The organism is Rhodococcus sp. SMB37, assembly GCF_004345605.1.
In the GTDB taxonomy this organism is placed as follows: Bacteria; Actinomycetota; Actinomycetes; order Mycobacteriales; family Mycobacteriaceae; genus Rhodococcus.
On sequence record NZ_SLVY01000025.1, the window covers coordinates 21,053 to 37,615 of the forward strand.

19 protein-coding genes, 1 tRNA gene and 1 riboswitch are annotated in these 16,563 nt (G+C 65.7%); of the genes, 9 read left to right on the forward strand and 11 right to left on the reverse strand.

Translation table 11 applies throughout. The features are described 5' to 3' along the window. Positions 1-44: 44 nt before the first annotated feature. From EV641_RS27260 to EV641_RS27270, 3 genes are read left to right on the forward strand one after another with little or no spacing between them, the layout of a single operon-like run. The gene (locus tag EV641_RS27260) at positions 45-1,139 is read left to right on the forward strand and encodes a serine hydrolase (RefSeq protein WP_132476371.1); all 1,095 of its coding nucleotides are present in this window, start codon (positions 45-47) and stop codon (positions 1,137-1,139) included. Continuing rightward, positions 1,136-1,621, forward strand: a complete 486-nt coding sequence (locus EV641_RS27265; protein ID WP_132476374.1) for a helix-turn-helix domain-containing protein — start codon at positions 1,136-1,138, stop codon at positions 1,619-1,621. The genes EV641_RS27260 and EV641_RS27265 overlap by 4 nt, the downstream gene beginning before the upstream one ends. 18 nt (positions 1,622-1,639) lie before the next feature. Next, positions 1,640-2,065: an HIT family protein gene (locus EV641_RS27270; RefSeq protein ID WP_054720579.1), complete on the forward strand. Its 426-nt coding sequence runs from the start codon at positions 1,640-1,642 to the stop codon at positions 2,063-2,065. Between the two features lie 21 nt (positions 2,066-2,086). Here the strand turns inward: EV641_RS27270 and EV641_RS27275 are convergent, their stop codons facing one another. Together EV641_RS27275 and EV641_RS27280 are read right to left on the reverse strand one after the other, a co-directional pair. Next, complete coding sequence (locus EV641_RS27275) at positions 2,087-3,208, reverse strand: alpha/beta hydrolase (RefSeq protein WP_241997499.1); 1,122 nt, start codon at positions 3,206-3,208, stop codon at positions 2,087-2,089. A gap of 81 nt (positions 3,209-3,289) precedes the next feature. Beyond that, positions 3,290-4,540, reverse strand: a complete 1,251-nt coding sequence (locus tag EV641_RS27280; protein ID WP_241997500.1) for a transposase — start codon at positions 4,538-4,540, stop codon at positions 3,290-3,292. Between the two features lie 23 nt (positions 4,541-4,563). Here EV641_RS27280 and tnpA point away from each other — a divergent pair, with 23 nt between their 5' ends. Next, complete coding sequence (gene tnpA / locus EV641_RS27285) at positions 4,564-4,980, forward strand: IS200/IS605 family transposase (protein ID WP_132476377.1); 417 nt, start codon at positions 4,564-4,566, stop codon at positions 4,978-4,980. A 68-nt stretch (positions 4,981-5,048) separates the two neighbouring features. On the opposite strand, the gene EV641_RS27290 is transcribed toward tnpA, so the two are convergent. After that, positions 5,049-6,479 (reverse strand): HAMP domain-containing sensor histidine kinase, encoded by a 1,431-nt coding sequence (locus EV641_RS27290; RefSeq protein WP_132476380.1) that lies wholly within the window; start codon positions 6,477-6,479, stop codon positions 5,049-5,051. 17 nt (positions 6,480-6,496) lie between these two features. Beyond that, on the reverse strand, positions 6,497-7,201 hold the full coding sequence (locus EV641_RS27295; RefSeq protein ID WP_054719902.1) for a response regulator transcription factor: 705 nt from the start codon (positions 7,199-7,201) through the stop codon (positions 6,497-6,499). A 127-nt stretch (positions 7,202-7,328) separates the two neighbouring features. Next, positions 7,329-7,394: riboswitch (guanidine-III (ykkC-III) riboswitch) on the forward strand. A 10-nt stretch (positions 7,395-7,404) separates the two neighbouring features. On the opposite strand from EV641_RS27295, the gene EV641_RS27300 reads away from it, so the two are divergent. Continuing rightward, positions 7,405-7,719, forward strand: coding sequence for an SMR family transporter (locus EV641_RS27300; RefSeq protein WP_132476383.1), 315 nt, complete (start codon positions 7,405-7,407; stop codon positions 7,717-7,719). 42 nt (positions 7,720-7,761) lie between these two features. Continuing rightward, positions 7,762-8,592: an ABC transporter gene (locus tag EV641_RS27305; protein WP_132476386.1), complete on the forward strand. Its 831-nt coding sequence runs from the start codon at positions 7,762-7,764 to the stop codon at positions 8,590-8,592. Positions 8,593-8,625: 33 nt separating this feature from the next. Here the strand turns inward: EV641_RS27305 and EV641_RS27310 are convergent, their stop codons facing one another. Beyond that, positions 8,626-9,510 carry a ribokinase gene (locus EV641_RS27310; protein WP_241997501.1) on the reverse strand — a complete coding sequence of 295 codons (885 nt, stop codon included), beginning with the start codon at positions 9,508-9,510 and terminating at the stop codon, positions 8,626-8,628. Next, complete coding sequence (locus EV641_RS27315; protein ID WP_054718632.1) at positions 9,497-10,108, reverse strand: TetR/AcrR family transcriptional regulator; 612 nt, start codon at positions 10,106-10,108, stop codon at positions 9,497-9,499. Before EV641_RS27315 ends, EV641_RS27310 begins: the two co-directional genes overlap by 14 nt. Positions 10,109-10,246: 138 nt before the next feature. Here EV641_RS27315 and EV641_RS27320 point away from each other — a divergent pair, with 138 nt between their 5' ends. After that, positions 10,247-10,720: a general stress protein gene (locus EV641_RS27320; RefSeq protein ID WP_132476388.1), complete on the forward strand. Its 474-nt coding sequence runs from the start codon at positions 10,247-10,249 to the stop codon at positions 10,718-10,720. Between the two features lie 66 nt (positions 10,721-10,786). Continuing rightward, positions 10,787-11,032, forward strand: coding sequence for a hypothetical protein (locus EV641_RS27325; RefSeq protein WP_054718629.1), 246 nt, complete (start codon positions 10,787-10,789; stop codon positions 11,030-11,032). Between the two features lie 5 nt (positions 11,033-11,037). On the opposite strand, the gene EV641_RS27330 is transcribed toward EV641_RS27325, so the two are convergent. After that, a complete protein-coding gene (locus EV641_RS27330; RefSeq protein ID WP_054718626.1) occupies positions 11,038-11,661 on the reverse strand; it encodes a YdcF family protein in 624 nt (207 codons plus the stop codon). A 308-nt stretch (positions 11,662-11,969) separates the two neighbouring features. After that, positions 11,970-12,044, reverse strand: a tRNA-Thr gene (locus tag EV641_RS27335). A 123-nt stretch (positions 12,045-12,167) separates the two neighbouring features. On the opposite strand from EV641_RS27335, the gene EV641_RS27340 reads away from it, so the two are divergent. Then, positions 12,168-13,790 (forward strand): threonine/serine exporter family protein, encoded by a 1,623-nt coding sequence (locus EV641_RS27340; RefSeq protein WP_132476391.1) that lies wholly within the window; start codon positions 12,168-12,170, stop codon positions 13,788-13,790. A gap of 9 nt (positions 13,791-13,799) precedes the next feature. On the opposite strand, the gene EV641_RS27345 is transcribed toward EV641_RS27340, so the two are convergent. The 3 genes from EV641_RS27345 to EV641_RS27355 all read right to left on the reverse strand — a co-directional run bounded on the left by EV641_RS27345 (position 13,800) and on the right by EV641_RS27355 (position 16,490). After that, positions 13,800-14,039, reverse strand: a complete 240-nt coding sequence (locus tag EV641_RS27345) for an MbtH family protein (protein ID WP_054805259.1) — start codon at positions 14,037-14,039, stop codon at positions 13,800-13,802. Then, the gene (locus tag EV641_RS27350; RefSeq protein WP_132476394.1) at positions 14,036-15,445 is read right to left on the reverse strand and encodes a SidA/IucD/PvdA family monooxygenase; all 1,410 of its coding nucleotides are present in this window, start codon (positions 15,443-15,445) and stop codon (positions 14,036-14,038) included. The genes EV641_RS27345 and EV641_RS27350 overlap by 4 nt, the downstream gene beginning before the upstream one ends. Positions 15,446-15,689: 244 nt before the next feature. After that, positions 15,690-16,490 carry an alpha/beta hydrolase gene (locus EV641_RS27355; protein WP_132476397.1) on the reverse strand — a complete coding sequence of 267 codons (801 nt, stop codon included), beginning with the start codon at positions 16,488-16,490 and terminating at the stop codon, positions 15,690-15,692. Positions 16,491-16,563 lie beyond the last annotated feature (73 nt).

The window sequence follows — 16,563 nt, forward strand, 5'->3', positions numbered from 1 at the left end:
ATCGTTAATCCGAAATTCCGAAATTACGAACTTACGGAGCAGACATGTCGACGAAGGCCCTCGCCGCACTTGCCGCCGCGACCGCCCTGACACTCACGGGGTGCACCGACGCACCGCCTGAAGACGACACGGCAACCGCCACGACCACCACCGACGACTGCGCTTCCCTCCCTGCCGCCGACGTGACGAGTCCCGAAGGCTGGATCGGGTACCTCGCCGAACACCCCGACTCGATCGGTCTCGTCATCGACGACGGGAACGGGAATGTCGTCGCGCACGGCGCCGACGACCCACAGCCACTCGCGTCGGCAGTCAAGGTCGTCCACCTTGCCGCGTATGCGCAGGCCGTTGCAGACGGCAACCTCGACCCCGCCGAACAGATTCCCGTCTCCGAGTGGGAACGCTGGTACCTCCCGGACACGGACGGCGGCGCACACCCGGCCGCACTGCAACGCCTCGGAGTCACCGCCGAGGGCACGGTCACCCTCGACGACCTGGTCACCGCGATGATCCAGGAGAGCGACAACGCCGCACCCGACTACTTGCGCGATCGACTCGGCGACGACGCGCTGACGGCAGCTGCCGCTCAGGGCGGCTGGGACGACTTCGAACCGCCGACTCTGCTCGGCAATACGCTCGAATTCATCGCACCCGAAGACACCGCCGCCGGCCTGTGGGACACCGCGCAGCGCTACGCGAACGATCCCGGCTTCCGCACCGAGATCCTCGAACTCGTGCAGCAACCCGATGTGTTGCCCGACGACCCGTTCGGCGAAATGGACCGGATCCAACGAGACGACAACGCGGGAGCCGCCGACCGGCTTGCGGGCATCCATCGGGCGATCGCCGACGGGTCGTTCGGGAGCGGAGCGGACTTCGCTCGCGGTCACCTGGAATGGCAGCCCGCACCTCCCGGCGCCGAGGGTCTCGGATTCAAGGGCGGAAGTCTGCCCGGGATACTCACCGAGGCAATGAGTCTGCGACTGGCCGACGGCACCGTCGCGACCGCGGTGATACTGACGTCGAACATGACCGAAGCCGACTACACGGCCGCGCTCGGAAGCTTCGCGCACCAAGGTCTGATGTTCGCGGCGATGACCGAGCCCGAGATCCTCGATCGGATACGGTGCGCTGTGTGAACGACCGCCCGACCGGCAGCCACGAGGCCCGCATCGCCGACCTCGAACGGCGCGTCCGCCTCCTCGAGAACAGCGCCGCGCCCGAAGAGAGCCCGGCCTCGGCATCACCTGGGGCGGCAGGCAGCATCGGCTATCAGGGCACCGTGTCGTTGTCCGGCACCGTGTCGTGGACCATCGAATACGACGCTGCCGCCACCCTCGGTCTGGATGGGTCCGCGATCGCGGCGGTCCTCGATGCGCTCGGCAACCCCGCCCGGCTCGCGATCGTGCGGACCCTGCTGCGGGGGCCTGCCACTGCTGGGGAATTGCAGGAAGCGACGGCCCTGTCGTCCCCCGGCCGCCTCTATCACCACCTGAGGACACTTTCGGCTGCACATGTCGTCGAACAGCAGTCCCGCAACCGCTACCACATCCCACCTGCGAAGGTCGTCCCGTTACTGGTCCTCTCACTCGCCGCGGCAGATGTCGCCGAGCAGCTGTGATCGGCCTATTGTGCCGGTATGGCTTCCGTGTTCAGCATGATCATTTCCGGTGACCTGCCAGGTCGGTTCGTGTGGGAGGACGACGACGTCGTCTCGTTCCTCACCATCAATCCCCTGACCGAAGGGCATGTCCTCGTCGTTCCGCGACAGGAGGTGGACCACTGGCAAGACGTCGACGACAACCTCTGGGACAAGGTCAACCATGTCGCCCGCGTCGTCGGCCGAGCAGTGTGCGCCGCGTACGAAGCACCGCGCGTCGGGCTGGTGATCGCCGGCCTCGAGGTCCCCCACCTGCACCTTCACGTGTTCCCCGCGCACACGCTCGGCGACTTCGATTTCTCACAGGCAGAGAAGGACCCGTCGGCCGAGTCGCTCGACCGTGCCCGCGACCGGATCCGGGCGGCACTGCGCGAACAGGGGCACGGAGACCACGTCCCCGACTGAAGCCGCGTCGGAGGCGGAACATCAGTGGGCCCGGGTCTCCGATGCAGTCGACTCCGACTCACCGGCGGCGGCCAGCACCGGTCCCGCGCCGTCCGGACCGTCGCCGAGGGGATTGTCGAGGAACGCGGTCAGCTCCACCCACGACGTGGCGGGCGCCGTCGTTCCCGCGAGTATCCCGAGGTGAGTGCCCGGGACGCGTACGCACCGTACTCGTGGCGCCCCGGTGAGTACCGACGTGACCGGCTCGACCGACGGAATCGGAGCGAGAACGTCGTCGGTGCCGCCGAGCGCCAGCACGGGGACGTCGACATCGGCCAGTTCGACGACGCGACCACCCAGCTGGAGCCGTCCGGTCGTCAGTTCGTTGCCCACGGTCACCTGCACCGCAAGCTGACGGAATGCCCGGCCTGCGTAGCCCTCGATCTCGTTCTGGAACCGGTCGACGCGCTCCATTCGCGCGAGCTTCTCGCGGTCGGCGATATTGGCGGCGACGAACCACGGCCGCCTCACCTCGCGTTCGATCGCGGTGATGCGGTAAGCAATCCGCACTACAGGTGCAGGAATCCCGCCGAAAAGATGGTCGGCGACGTCGATCGCCGGCTCCGCGAGATATCTGCCCGCCAAGCGCGGGAGAACCATCAGCGGAATTTTCTCGTAGTCGATCGGTGTCCCGAACGTGGTGATCGAGCGGACCGGTAGCTCCGGGTGGGCCGCCGAGGTCAGCAGTGTCAGACTTCCCGCGATGCTCCACGCGACGATGTCGACCTTGCGCCCACCCGACAGTTCCGCGACACGATGAATTGCCTCGGGTAGCACGTCGTCGATCCAGTATTCGAGACCGAGGTCGCGGTCGTCATCGGTCATCTCCCCGTACTCGATGAGGAAGACACTGCGGCCGAGCCCCACGAGGTACGCCGCCAAGCTCTGCTCCGGCATCAGGTCGAAGCAGGTCGGCGACGCTGCGAGTGGCGTCACGAGCAGCACGGGGTCGCCGGCGTCCTCGGGGCCGAAGCGACGCAGCGTCCGGTGCGGACCGTCGCCGACCACGACCGACGGTGTCCGGTGCGGCTCGGCGACACCGTCCGCCACGAACAACGACCACGCGTTGCGGGCGGCGTTCGACACGAAATCCGTTATCCCCATCTTTCTCCCTACCTGTCCTACCGAATCGGCACGATGCGAGACGCAGTTTGACTTCCTCCCCCGCGTCAACGCGGAGGATTCCTACGCAGCCCCACCAGATGGTGCGGTCTGTTCAGCGGGTTCCTGCTTCACCGGGTCCGCGCATGCAAGCACACGTCTTACGCTCCCTCCACAAGCGTTTACCCTCTCCACCAGCCCAGCGGCGAGCAACACATTCACAGCAGCGTTGTAGTCCCGATCCAACACCAACCCACACGACGGGCACACCCACACCCGCACATCCAACGGCTTCTTCCCGTCCTGCACCCCGCACCCCGCGCATACCTGCGACGTCGGTTCCCACCGGCCGATCGTGTGCACCACCGCGCCATACCGTGCGGCTTTCTCCACGATCAACCGCGTCAGGGTCGACCAGCCGGCATCGTGCACCGACTTGGCCACCCTCGTGCGCGCCAAACCCGCCACCGACAACCCCTCGAGCGCGACCGCTTGGTTCTCGCGGACCAACCTCAAGGCCAGCTTGTGGTGATGATCCCACCGCGTCTCACGCACCTTCCGGTGCGTCACCGCCACCCTCCGACGCGCCTTGTCCCGATTCCTCGACCCCTTCATGGTGCGTGAGTATGCCCGCTGCGCACGGGCCAATCCTCGCTCCTTCGACCGCAACCAGCGAGGATTGTCGATCTTCTCGCGAGTACCGTCGTCGTAGACGATCACCGCAAGGTCAGTGAGGCCGACGTCAATGCCCGCGCATCGGGCTGACGCCGACTCAGGGAGAACTACAACAGGCACGGGCTCGTCGACCACGAAGGACACATAGTGCCGACCGTCGGCCTCCCGGATCACCGTCACACTCGACGGGTCCACCGGCAACGGCCGCGACGACTCGTACCGCACACGCCCGATCTTCGGCAACCGCACAAACCCGCTACCACCGCCCGGCTCGAGGACACCGACACCCGCGTTACGGGTGAAACGAGCAGACTGGCGATGTGTCCGCTTCTTGAACCGCGGCGCACCGACCTTGCGGCCTTTACGTTTGCCGGTACGAGAATCGAAGAAGTTCGCGTACGCGCGATGCAGATCCGCCAGCGACTGCTGCAACGGCACCGACGACACCTCCGCCAGCCACGCCCGTTCGGGAGTTGTTTTCGCGGCGGTCAGCGCCGCCGACAACTCACCCTTACTCGGGATCGGCCGGCACGCCCTGCGGGCAGATTCCCTCGCGGCGAGTGCATCGTTGAACACGACCCGGCAGCACCCGAACAGTTGAGACAGCGCGTGCTGCTGCTCCCCTGTGGGGTAGGCGCGGTAGCGGTATCGCTTCAACACACCAGCACGATTGCATTGGTGTCATGACTGATTTCGACCTTGTCAGACGTGGTAGACATGCTGTCTGGGATTGTCATGCACATTTGGTGTTCGTCACAAAGTTCCGCCGGGGCGCGTTCACCGGACCGATCTTGGTGGACTGCGAGAAGATCATGCGGAGAGTCTGCGCGGACTTCGGCTGCGAACTGCGGGAGTTCAACGGCGAGGATGACCACGTGCATCTGCTCGTCGACTTCCCCGCCACCGTGCAGCTGTCGAAGCTGGTGAATTCACTCAAAGGCGTGTCATCGCGGCACTTGCGGCGCGATCACGCGGAGCACCTTTCCCGGTACCTGTGGGGCGGGCATTTATGGTCCCGCTCCTACTACTGCGGGACTGCGGGCGGCGCCCCATTGTCGGTGATTGCCGAATACGTGACGTCTCAACGTCGCCCTGCGTAACGGTGATTCATCTCCACCGCGAAACGATGGAGCACTCTCACCGAGATCGGTAGAGCAGGCCGAGTGTCTCACTCCGGGTGCAGGCGCGGAATCCGCACGCGGAAGGTCGAGCCCTGCCCCGGGATGCTGTCGACGTCGACGGTCCCGCCGTGCGCCGCGACCAGGGCCGCCACGATGGACAGTCCCAGGCCGCTGCCGCCACCGGTACCTCCGCTGCGCGAACGAGAGCTGTCGGTGCGGTAGAAGCGCTCGAACACACGCTCCCGGTCGACCTCCGACAGCCCTTGCCCGGTATCGGCGACTTCGAGCACTGCGTCGGTGTCGACCGTGCCCACCCGGACCGTCACGGATGCGTCGGCCGGCGTGTGGGTCAGTGCGTTGGTCACCAGATTGCCGAGGACCTGACGCAACCGGACATCATCCCCCAGCACCTCCGGTGTGCCCGGCCCGTCCAGGACCTCGAGGTCGATGGTGCGGTCCGGCGCGACGACCCTCGCGCCGTGCACGGTGTCAGCAGCGATCGCGAGCAGGTCCACGGGCTTGTGCTCGAGCGGGCGTTGCGCGTCGAGGCGTGCAAGCATCAGCAGATCCTCGACAAGTACGCCCATGCGACGCGATTCGCTCTCGATGCGGCCCATCATCATGTCCGTATCGTTGCTCGCACCCTGCTTGTACAGTTCGGCGAATCCTCGGATCGTCGTGAGCGGCGTGCGCAGTTCGTGACTCGCGTCGGCGACGAACCTGCGCATCCGTTCCTCCGAGCGCCTGGCCGACTCCTCCGACGCCTCGGTGGCGGTGAACGCCTCCTGGATCCGGGCGAGCATCGTGTTGAGTGCGACGGACAGACCCCCCACCTCTGTTCTCGGATCCGATTCCGGGACACGTTCACTCAGGTCACCGGCGGCAATCGCGGCCGTCGTACGTTCGACCTCCTGCAGCGGGCGCAGGCTGCGCCGAACGGCGAAATATCCGGCAACGCCGAGAAGCACGAGCACAATCCCGCCGATCACGAGTTGCAGCACGATGAGTCGGCCGACGAGATCCTCGGTTTCCGACAACGTCAGTGCAACCGTGGTGGTGCCGCCGTCCCGGTCGCTTGTCGTCAGTACCCTCCATTCGACGTCGGATCCGTCGGTCGAGCCCACTGTGGTGAGCCCGGCGTCCGGTATCGGCAGCAGCTCCGGAGACTCCGACTGGTCGTTGATCAGTAACCGGATCTCGCCGTCGGCATCGGTGAGACGGACATAGAAGGGGCTCGGCGGGCGGCCTGCTTCCACGGTCTGTGGCAGTGGAGGTAAGGGGCGGGCGCCGAGTGGTTTCGCCCAGGTCTGTGCGGCGTCGTGCAGGTCTCGGTCGAGACGAGAGATCATCGACGTCTCGAACGCCGAGGTCACAGCGAACCCCGATGCCAGCAATCCCAGTCCCGCGAGCAGGACCAGAGCCGCGACCAGCTTCAGCCGCAGCGGCACCGCATGCAGTCGCGGGAGCGAACGAGACATGCCGGCAGGCCGGGTGCTCACGCCCGTGGCTCACGCATCACGTAACCGACGCCCCGCAAGGTATGGATCAGCGGAGTGTCACCGGTGTCGACTTTGCGTCGCAGATACGACACGTAGGACTCCACGACACCCACCTCTCCCCCGAAGTCGTAGTTCCACACGTGTTCCAGGATCCGGGGTTTGCTCAGCACCGTGCCTGCGTTGACCATGAAATAACGCAGCAACGTGAACTCGGTGGGAGACAGCGAGACCGGCTGTCCTGCTTTGAACACCTCATGGGTGTCGTCGTCGAGTTCGATGTCGGCGAACGTGATGCGTGCCGATCGCTCTGACTCCGAGACCTTTCCCGCGCGGCGCAGGATCGTGCGCAACCGCGCGATGACCTCTTCGAGGCTGAAGGGCTTGGTCACATAGTCGTCGGCTCCGAGTGTCAGCCCCGACACCTTGTCCTCCACAGCATCCTTTGCGGTGAGAAAGAGGACCGGTGCGTCTATGCCGTCGGCGCGCAGGCGCCGCAACATCCCGAACCCGTCCATGCCGGGCATCATGACGTCGAGGATCACCGCATCGGGACGGAAGCGGCGGGCTTTGTCGAGGCCTTCCGTGCCACTCGAGGCAGTCTCGACCTCGAACCCCTGGAACTTCAGGCTCACCGACAGCAGTTCGACGATGGTCGGCTCGTCGTCGACGATCAGGATGCGGGCTTCGGGCTTGTCTGTCACGTGCATATTGTCGCGTCCACCCCTGGAGTCCCGCTGGAAGTTCGCTGTGAACTTCCTGGGAGCCGCATGCGGTGAGATTGCCCACCGAATCCTTGCCGCCGTCGATCTCATTTCCTAGCCTGGAGCGATGGTGACCGCATGCCGGTCTCCCGGACGAGCGCACCGTACCCGGCCAGCGACAAGACGGTGCAGGAGTTGTCGTCATGGCATGGATCGTCCTCGTAGTGTCCGGGGTCCTCGAAGCGGTATGGGCCACAGCGTTGGGTAAATCGGCAGGTTTCACCCGACTCACCCCCAGCATCGTCTTTCTCGTTGCGCTGACAGTGAGCATGGCCGGACTGGCCTATGCAATGCGCACCCTTCCCGTCGGCACGTCGTACGCGGTATGGGTCGGCATCGGCGCGGCGCTGACCGTCGGTTATGCGATGGTCACGGGCACCGAAGCCGCATCGGTCGTCAAAATCCTCTTGATCGTCGGGATCGTCGCATGTGTGGTGGGCCTGAAGATCCTGCACTGATCACCGACATGATTCCTGTGTGTCTCGGGTTACAGTGAACCCGTGAAATTGGGGTCCGCGCTCTCGATGCCGCTGCGAGTCGGTCTGGCCGCGGCAGATTCCGCGCTGCTCGTCGCCGAAACGGTCATCGGCACGATACGCATCGCGGTGTCGCCGGCGACCTATTCGGCGCTGGGCGCGGTCGGACTGAACGACACCCGAGACTCGATCGGGTTACTGCAGCAGGTGTCGCGGTTGACCGCAGACGATCGCGGGCTCGGGCAGGCCCTCCGCCCCGGCGGACCGCTCGACCGACTCCTCGCGACCGGTGGTCCAGTGGATCGGCTCACCGCCCCCGGCGGCCCACTCGAACGCCTCCTCGAGCCTGGAGGAGCGCTCGACCGGCTGACCGTTCCCGGCGGCGCACTCGACCGGGTACTCGCCGACGACGGAGCCCTGGACCGACTCCTGTCCGAGGGTGGACTCCTCGACCGCATCACCGCGCCCGACGGCCCGCTCGAACGACTGCTGGCACAGGACGGCGCGGTCGAGCGCCTCACCGCGCCCGGCGGTTTGGTCGATACTGCACTCCGCCCCGGTGGGGTCATGGAACGCGCACTCGCCGAAGGCGGCACGCTCGACGTGCTGCTGGCCGAGCGGGGCGCGCTGGAGCGATTGCTCGCCGAGGGTGGCCCGCTCGATCAGATCGTGTCGCTGTCCGAGACCCTCGCGAGCCTCACCCCTGGCATAGTCCGGATGAACGAGAGCGTCGACACCCTGCAGGAAACCGTCGAGCTACTCCGCAGCGCGGTCGGCCCATTGGGCGACCTCGCAGGCAAGCTGCCCGGGCGGTGGCTACGCAGCAGCAAGGGAGAACTGCTGCCGCCGTCGTAGTCGCGGCCGTCAGCTCTCCGGCGTAGTCGGCCCTCAGCGCTGGTCCCGACGCAGCGCCACGAGTTGTGCCGCATCTGCGGCCGCGCGCATCGTGGCATCGCGCAGCGACACCCCGGCGCCGAGCAGAGCCGCGAGCGTGCCCGCAAAATGGTCGCCCGCACCGGTCGTGTCGACCACATCGACGTGCGGTACCGGGATGTGTTCGACGCCGTCCGCCGTGCCGATCACGACGTCGTCGCCGCCTCGTGTCACCACCACGGCCGGAACCTTGTCGAGCAACCGCGCGACGGTGACGTCGATGCCGGTGTCCGGATCTGCATCCGCGTAGTAGGAGGCCTCGTGCTCGTTGACGACCAACGGGTTCGCCACCCGGAGGATCTCCGGTTCGACCGGCGCCGTCGGACTGGGGTTCAGAATGAACCTGCGCGCACGATCCCGCGTCCAGTGCGCCGCCGCGCGGGTCACCGACGGTGGTAGTTCGAGCTGGGTGAGGACGGCGGCCGGATCGAGATCGTCGAGAGCTTCGGTGACGTACGCAGGGTCCAGCAGACCGTTCGCACCGCCGATCACGATGATCCGATTGTTCCCGTCCTCCGCCAGAACGACGATCGCGCGACCTGTCGCGTCGTCGAGTTCGGTCAGGTGGCGCGTGTCGACACCCGCTGCTCGCTGAGCAGCGCGCAGGACGTGGGCGGCATCGTCGTTTCCGACGGCTCCGATGATTGCCGTCGCGGCGAGCCTGGCAGCTCCGATCGCCTGATTGGCACCTTTTCCGCCGGGATGGGTCGACAGACTCCGGCCCAGCACCGTCTCCCCGTCCTCGGGGGCACGCGTCACGAGCGCAGTGAGGTCGAGGTTGAGGGATCCGACGACGGCCACCACGCACTGCTGGGGCACGCCGGTGTCAGTCTGCAGCACTGCCGGGCTCGAGCCCCGGGCACACCATGTGCACCACTTCGTCGGCCCAGGTCTCGTCGACTCGTCCGTGTCGCAGGTAGGCGCCGAGGTACGACCCGACGAGCGTGGACACCGCGGTGTCGATGTCGAGGTCCGCGCGGAGTGCGCCGGCGTCGACGGCGGCACGGAGAACTTCTGCCGCGACCTGGCTGCGATTGTTGATGATGTCGCGGAACGATTCGGTGAAGTCGGGGTCCTGGTCGGTCAGGACCGCGCTGACGCTACCCATACCGATATCGCTGGACAGGGCCACTCGGAGCAGGTCGAGGGTCCACTTCACCCGGTCGTACACGCAGAGCCCGTCGGGCATGCGCGGCGCCGCGGACTGCGAGTCGAGCGCTGCCTCCAGCAGTTCGTCGCGGTTGGCATACCGACGGTAGATGGTGGTCTTCGCGACACCGGACAATGCGGCGACGGACTCCACAGTGACACGGTTCGGGCCGTGAGCGCGCAGGATCGCGAGCACCGCACCCAGAATTCTCGAGTCCGTTCCGGCGCGCGACTTGACGGAACGTCGCGGCGATACGGACGCGGGTTCCACGTCGGCATCGACAACCATGTCCATCCCTCCTAGGGCGAGTGTTCCCCGCATATGCATCGAGTCTGCGGAAGAACACACCCCGAAATCAAACACTACGAAACGATACGCTACGCTGAGCGTATCGTTTTTCCAATTGTTCAGTTTCGAGGGCTGCCCATGACAGAGATCTATGCACCGACTCCGGGATACAACTTCGATTCGGAGACACTTCTCGAGAGCTATCGCACATACGACGCAGTGGAACGCGCGATCGACCACCTGTCCGACGAAGGATTCCCGGTCGAGTACCTACGGGTCGTGGGCCAGGGCGTCACCACGGTCGAACAAGTCGAAGGCCGGATGACCACGGCGCTCTCCACCGCCAAAGGTGCGGGTGTGGGCGTGTGGACGGGCCTGCTCTTCGGACTTCTGCTCGCTGTTTTCCTTCCCGCGAGCACCGTCGCCGGGCCCGTCTTCGTCGGCATCGCGTTCGGGGCGCTGTGGGGCGGCGCACTCGGCTTCGTCGCCCACTACAGCACGGGTGGCCGACGCGACTTCATCTCGCGCAAGAGCATCGAGGCCAGCCGGTACGACCTGATGGTCGAGCAGGATTTCGCTGCCCAAGCACGGGAGAAACTCGCGCTACGGTGAATCCGTCGCCGCTCGAGTACGCGCTTTCGCCCCGACAAGCCCGCCTCGAGATGGCATGATCCGAACATGGCCGGTCCGACGTCGAATTCATCGCCGCAGTTGTCAGTGGGTACTGCCGTGATCGTCAGAGCCGGGGTTGCCGAAGCGAGATCGACACCCGGCAAGATCGTGGAGGATTACGGCAGTACCCAGCAGGTAGTGGGCGCAGACCTCGGGCGCGACTGGGCACCGATCCGACGGTGGGCGGTCGCGCTCGACGACGGGCGTCTGGTGTTCGTCGACGACGACGATCTGGAAATCGCCCCCGCCTGACCTACTCAGGCAGCGACGATCCCCGCCACCGGAATCCTGGCGTCGACGGCCTGACGGAAATTGATCATCGCACGCTCGAGGTGGTCACGGTTGGTGACCAGCACGGCTCCCGTTGCGCGACGCTCGAGCAGCACGTCGTTGGTGAACCGCGCGTTCTCCACAGTGGAGGTCGACTCGGGCTCTTCGATGATCCGCTCTGGCGGAATTCCCCGTGATACCAGCCATTCCTTCATCGCCCCGGCCTCGGTGATGCCGTCACGTGGCACTCCTCCGGTGACGACGATCGGCGCCGTCGGATAGCGCTCCGCCGCGCGGAGAGCCGCTTCGAGTCGTTGCTCGAGCACAGGCTGAATCCTGCCGTCCTCGGTCAGCCCTGCCCCGAGAACCACGAGGTGGGTGCCGACCGGGTTCACGTCGAGCATCACCGGAAAACGTGGGGTCAGGTTCTCCAGCTCGGTGCAGGCGATGATCAACTCGTCGATCGTGCCCTGACAAAGCGGTGTGATCGACAGGATTCCGTTGACGATCGTGTCCATTGTGGGTGTTGCAGCGGCTTGCCCGGTCGAAACTCCGAGCGTGGCCGTCGCTGCCACTGTGGCCGCGAGCACCGTCCGTCGAACAACTCTCATGCACGTCCCCCATCCAGGCGTGGTCGGATTCCGGCTGCGCCGCACTGTGCCATATCGACCGGACAGTTCGTGAGTTGCGACTGCACCGTCGGAGACGTTCACCAAAGGTGCGAAGAAATTTGAGGAACCCCGACAACACGAGAAGGACCATGCGGACAAACCTCCCGCACGGGATCCAGGGTCCTCACACAAGCAAGCGCTGGGCACGCGCGCCGAGACACGTCATGCACGATGGCCGGGCATCCTGCAAAAAGAAAACGGAAGGGGCCGCTCCTCGGCGGAGAAGCGGCCCCGACCCACGTTTCGCGTGGAGCCCCCTGTCAGGATTGAACTGACGACCGCTCGCTTACAAGGCGAGTGCTCTACCACTGAGCTAAGGAGGCATTTTCAAGCGCGGCCCATCATATAGTGCGTCACACTCACGACGCACACCCACCCGGTTTGGCTACCGTAGAACTCATGCGTTTCACCCCTGCCTGCCACGGATTCGTAGTGGACGGTCGCCGGTGAATTTCCTCAATGGCGCCGCCAACCTGATCTTCGGCAAACGACGCGCGACCATCGACGCGGTCACTGCCGCACCCGCGCCACTCCAGCCGATCGACCTGACGGACGACGCAGTGGTCGCCGAGGCGCTGGACGTCGCAGTTCGCGTGGGGGAAGTCCTGCTCGCAGCGGGCACCGGCGCGATCGACACTTCCGAGCAGGTACGGTTCGTCGCCGCCACCTACGGTCTGGCCCAGTGCGATGTCGACGTCACCTACAACTCGATCGTGCTGTCGGCCTATCGTGGGCAGACGATGCCCCCGGCCAGCACCATGCGCGTGGTGCAGTACCGATCGATGGACTTCACTCGACTGGCAGCGGTCGATCGTCTCACCCGGAGGATCCGGCGCGACGCAATCTCACCGGCGCAGGCCCACGAGGAACTCATGGCGCTCACCAGCGCGCCCCACCCCTACAACCGCTGGGTTGCGACAGTCGCGTGGTCGGGCATGGCCGCGGCGATCTCCGTGCTGCTCGGCGGCGGGTTCCTCGTCGCATTGGTGGCCTTCGGATCGACATTCGTGATCGACCGCGCCAACCGGCTTCTCAACGCTGCGGGGTTGCCCTTCTTCTTCCAGCACGTGGTGGGCGGCATCATCGCGACGGCCCCGGCCATCACGTTGTACGGGTTCCGCGAAACGCTCGGTTTCGAGATCTCGCCGGGACTGATCATCGCGGCGGGTGTCACCGTGCTGCTGTCCGGCCTCTCTCTCGTGGGTTCCGTGCAGGACGCCATCACGGGCGCGCCGATCACTGCGTCGGCGCGGTTCTTCGAATTGCTGATGATGACCGGCGGAATCATCGCGGGTGTCGCGACGACGCTGCGGATCGCCGAGGTGTTCGGGGCCGAACTCCCCCTGATCACCTATGCCCCGCTACCCGATCTGGCGCAGCTGCCGACGAAGGTCACTGCGGGTGCGGCGGCCGCGCTGTTCTATGCACTGGCCTGTTATGCGGAGCGCCGGGCCTTGACGGTGGCCGCGCTCGCCGGCGCTGCGGGCGCCCTCGTCTATCAGCTGTCTCTGGGGCTGAGCCTCGGGCCGATCGTGTCGTCCGCGATCGCCGCGACGGTGATCGGCTTCGCCGGTGGTCTGATGGCCCGCCGCGCTCTGATCCCACCGCTCGTCGTTGCCGTCGCCGGTATCACTCCCCTCTTGCCGGGTCTGGCTCTGTACCGGGGTCTGTACGCGATGCTGCGCAACGAAGTCACCAGCGGCATGACGGCTCTGTTCTCGGCGTTCGGCATCGGATGTGCCCTCGCCGCCGGGGTGACCCTCGGTGAGTGGCTCGCCCGGACGACGCGTCATCCTCGTGTCCTCCTCGGGGGCGCCGCGAGCGGGCTGCGCCGCCCGCAGATGCGCCGGACCGGGTCCCGCACCGCCATGGAGGAAGCCGAAGATCGACCGAGTGCCACCGCGACGACCGGACCGATTCCGGTCATCGACGGCACCGCTCCCCTGCCCATAATCGAGGGCACCGGACCACTCCCGACGTCACCGATCTCCACCACCGCTCCGATCCCTACACAAAAGACGAGAGTCACGCAGCGATTTCGTCGGCTGCGTGACTCTCGTCGGATGTAGAAGAAGTTTCTAGGCGCTGCCCTGGCGTGCCTTTTCGTCGGCCTCCATCGCGTCGCGCAGGCTCTTCGGACGCATATCGGTCCAGTTCTGCTCGACGTACTCGACGCAAGCGGCGCGCGACTCTTCGCCGAATACCACCCGCCACCCCTGCGGGACCTCGGCGAAGGTCGGCCACAGCGAGTACTGCTCCTCGTCGTTCACGAGAACGTAGAAGCGGCCGTCTTCGTCGTCAAATGGATTCGTGCTCATCTCGCCTCACTTGTTGCGTAGGTGTGCTGGTTCGGTATTCTATCAAGCTCACCGGTCCCTGCGTGCTCCACCGATTGCTCAGCCTGCTCCACCGATTGCTTCCGTAGTCGGCGTTCGAGGACCGACGTGAGAACCTCTCCTGCCCGAACGGCCGCGTTCGACAATAGCGACGCAGTCAAACCGTGAGTCTTCTCCGTCCCTCCCAGCAGGTACACGTCGGCCGCGACATCGGCCGGCAGATCCAGACGATAGTCGCGTGCCACCGGCGGCACCGGGGTGTCCCATGCGAGGTCTCCGAGTATCGAGCCGAGCGATGCCGGCTCGAAGCCGGTCGCGAGGACGACGGCGTCGCACTTCAGAGTGTCGGACAGGCCGTCCAGGTTGTTACGAATCTCCACGTCGATGCCCGCGGCGGTCTCCTCGGTTGCGAGGACCTCGGATGCACGACGCATGAACAGGCGGCGCGGCCCGCGCACCCGTTCGCGGTACTCGGCTGCGTACAGCGCTTCGATCAGTTCGGGCGCCACGACCGCATAGTTGGTGCTCTTGTGCAGTGTGAGGAGACGCTCGCGCTCCTCGACCGGGGCGGCGTGCAGTTCGTCGACCACTGCGGGGTCGAAGATCCGGTTGGCGTAGGGGCTGTCGTCGGCGGGGCTGTAGCCGAACCGGCCGAAGACGTTGTGGACCTCGGCCTGCGGGTAGTTGGTGTGCAGGTACTGCACCACCTCGGCAGCGCTCTGACCGGCGCCGACCACGACGAACCGCTGGTGAACCGGGGAGGGCATCTCCTCGAGATGGAACAGGAAGTCGTGGTTGTGGAAGCAGCGCGCAGACTCGGTCGCCCAGCCGGGAACGCGAGCCCGAAGGCCGACACCCATCACGACCGTCCGAGCATGGACAACACTGCCGTCCGCAGAGCGGATCGCGAACAGGTCGGCGCTCCCCCGCGCGTTGTGCAACGGCTCGACAGACACGATGTCGGTGCCGTAGCGCACGTCGGTACCGACCCGTCGGGCAGCCCACTGCAGGTAGTCCTGGAACTCGAGCCTGGTGGGGAAGAACGTCTGATGATTGACGAAGTCGACGAGCCGGTCGTGCTCATGAAGGTAGGAGAAAAAGCTGTAACTGCTGGTCGGATTACGGAAGGTGACCAGATCCTTGGGGAAGGCGATCTGCATGGTCGAGCCTTCGAGGAGCATTCCGGGATGCCACCCGAACTCGGTACGACGCTCGAAGAAACAGGCGCGAACCTCGTTGCCCGGAGAGGTGTCGTTGTGTTCCTCGATCGCGATGGCCAACGCCAGATTCGCGGGTCCGAAACCGATACCGACGAGGTCGAAGACTTCCCCGTGCGGGTCGCCCTGCACCTCCGATTGACCGGTGAATGTGCTGGATCGGTCGATCATCACTCAACTTCCGTAGTCGGGGGCAGGATGCCCGCAGCCGGCTCGCTTCAACACCCCTGGACAAAGCTCAGGCTAACCTTGGTTGGGGGAGCGTACCAAGCGAAGTCCCCTCTGTGGGGATCCTCGTTCGGCCGCGTCCGCTGCCCCTGCCGAAATGCCCGAAAGGCCCGAAACAGCACGAGCGCGGCGGAACCCCAGGGGATTCCGCCGCGCTCGCACCACGCCTTCGAGGCGCTACCAAGCCCTAGTCGGCCAAGAAGTCCAGCAGAAGTTTGTTCACGGCCTCCGGACGCTCGAGGTACCCGTAATGCCCGGCATCCGGGATCTCCTCGTATCGGGCATTCGGAATCGCATCGGCGACCTCACGCGACAGGTACGACGGAATCATCCGGTCGTCGGCGAAACCGACCGCGAGGCACGGCACCCGCACCGCCCGGTAGGCGGCACGGCGATCGAATTCGCGATCCATCCCCAGTTGGGCGCGCACACCGGGCGCTGCGCGACCACCACTGAATTCGAACACGTCGAGCCAGTCGCGGGCGGTGTTCTCGTCGGCCAGCGACGCAGGCGACAGGTTCATCACCGCGGTGAGCGCAGCCTTGTACTTCGCAGGCAGTTCCACTCCGCTGTCGTACAGCTGACGCTCACCCTCGGTCAGCGTGATCTGGAATCGGTCCATCCGAGCATGCCCCGCGAGGAAAACGGCCTTCCGCACCAGATCCGGCCGGGCAAGCGCGAGTTCCTGCGCTACGCGCGAACCCATGGACGTTCCGACGACGTGCGCCGGGCCTCCGAGCAGCTCGATCAGGCCTGCGGTGTCCTTGACCATGTCCTCGATGGTGATACCACCGAGACTCTCCCCCGACGGCGCGATGCCGCGATTGTCGAACGTCGCGACGCGATATCCCTCCTTCACCAGAGCGGGAACCTGATGCAGATCCCACACGCGGCCCGGGCTACCGGTCCCCATGATCAGGACGACCAGGTCGCCGGAACCCTTGACCTGGTAATTCAGTGGGATTCCGTTGATGGTGGCGATGGGCATGAAAACCTTCCTCGGCGAATAGCGAACAGCGCCACATCTCGACACGTGGCGCAACCCCCGCTACACCGTACCG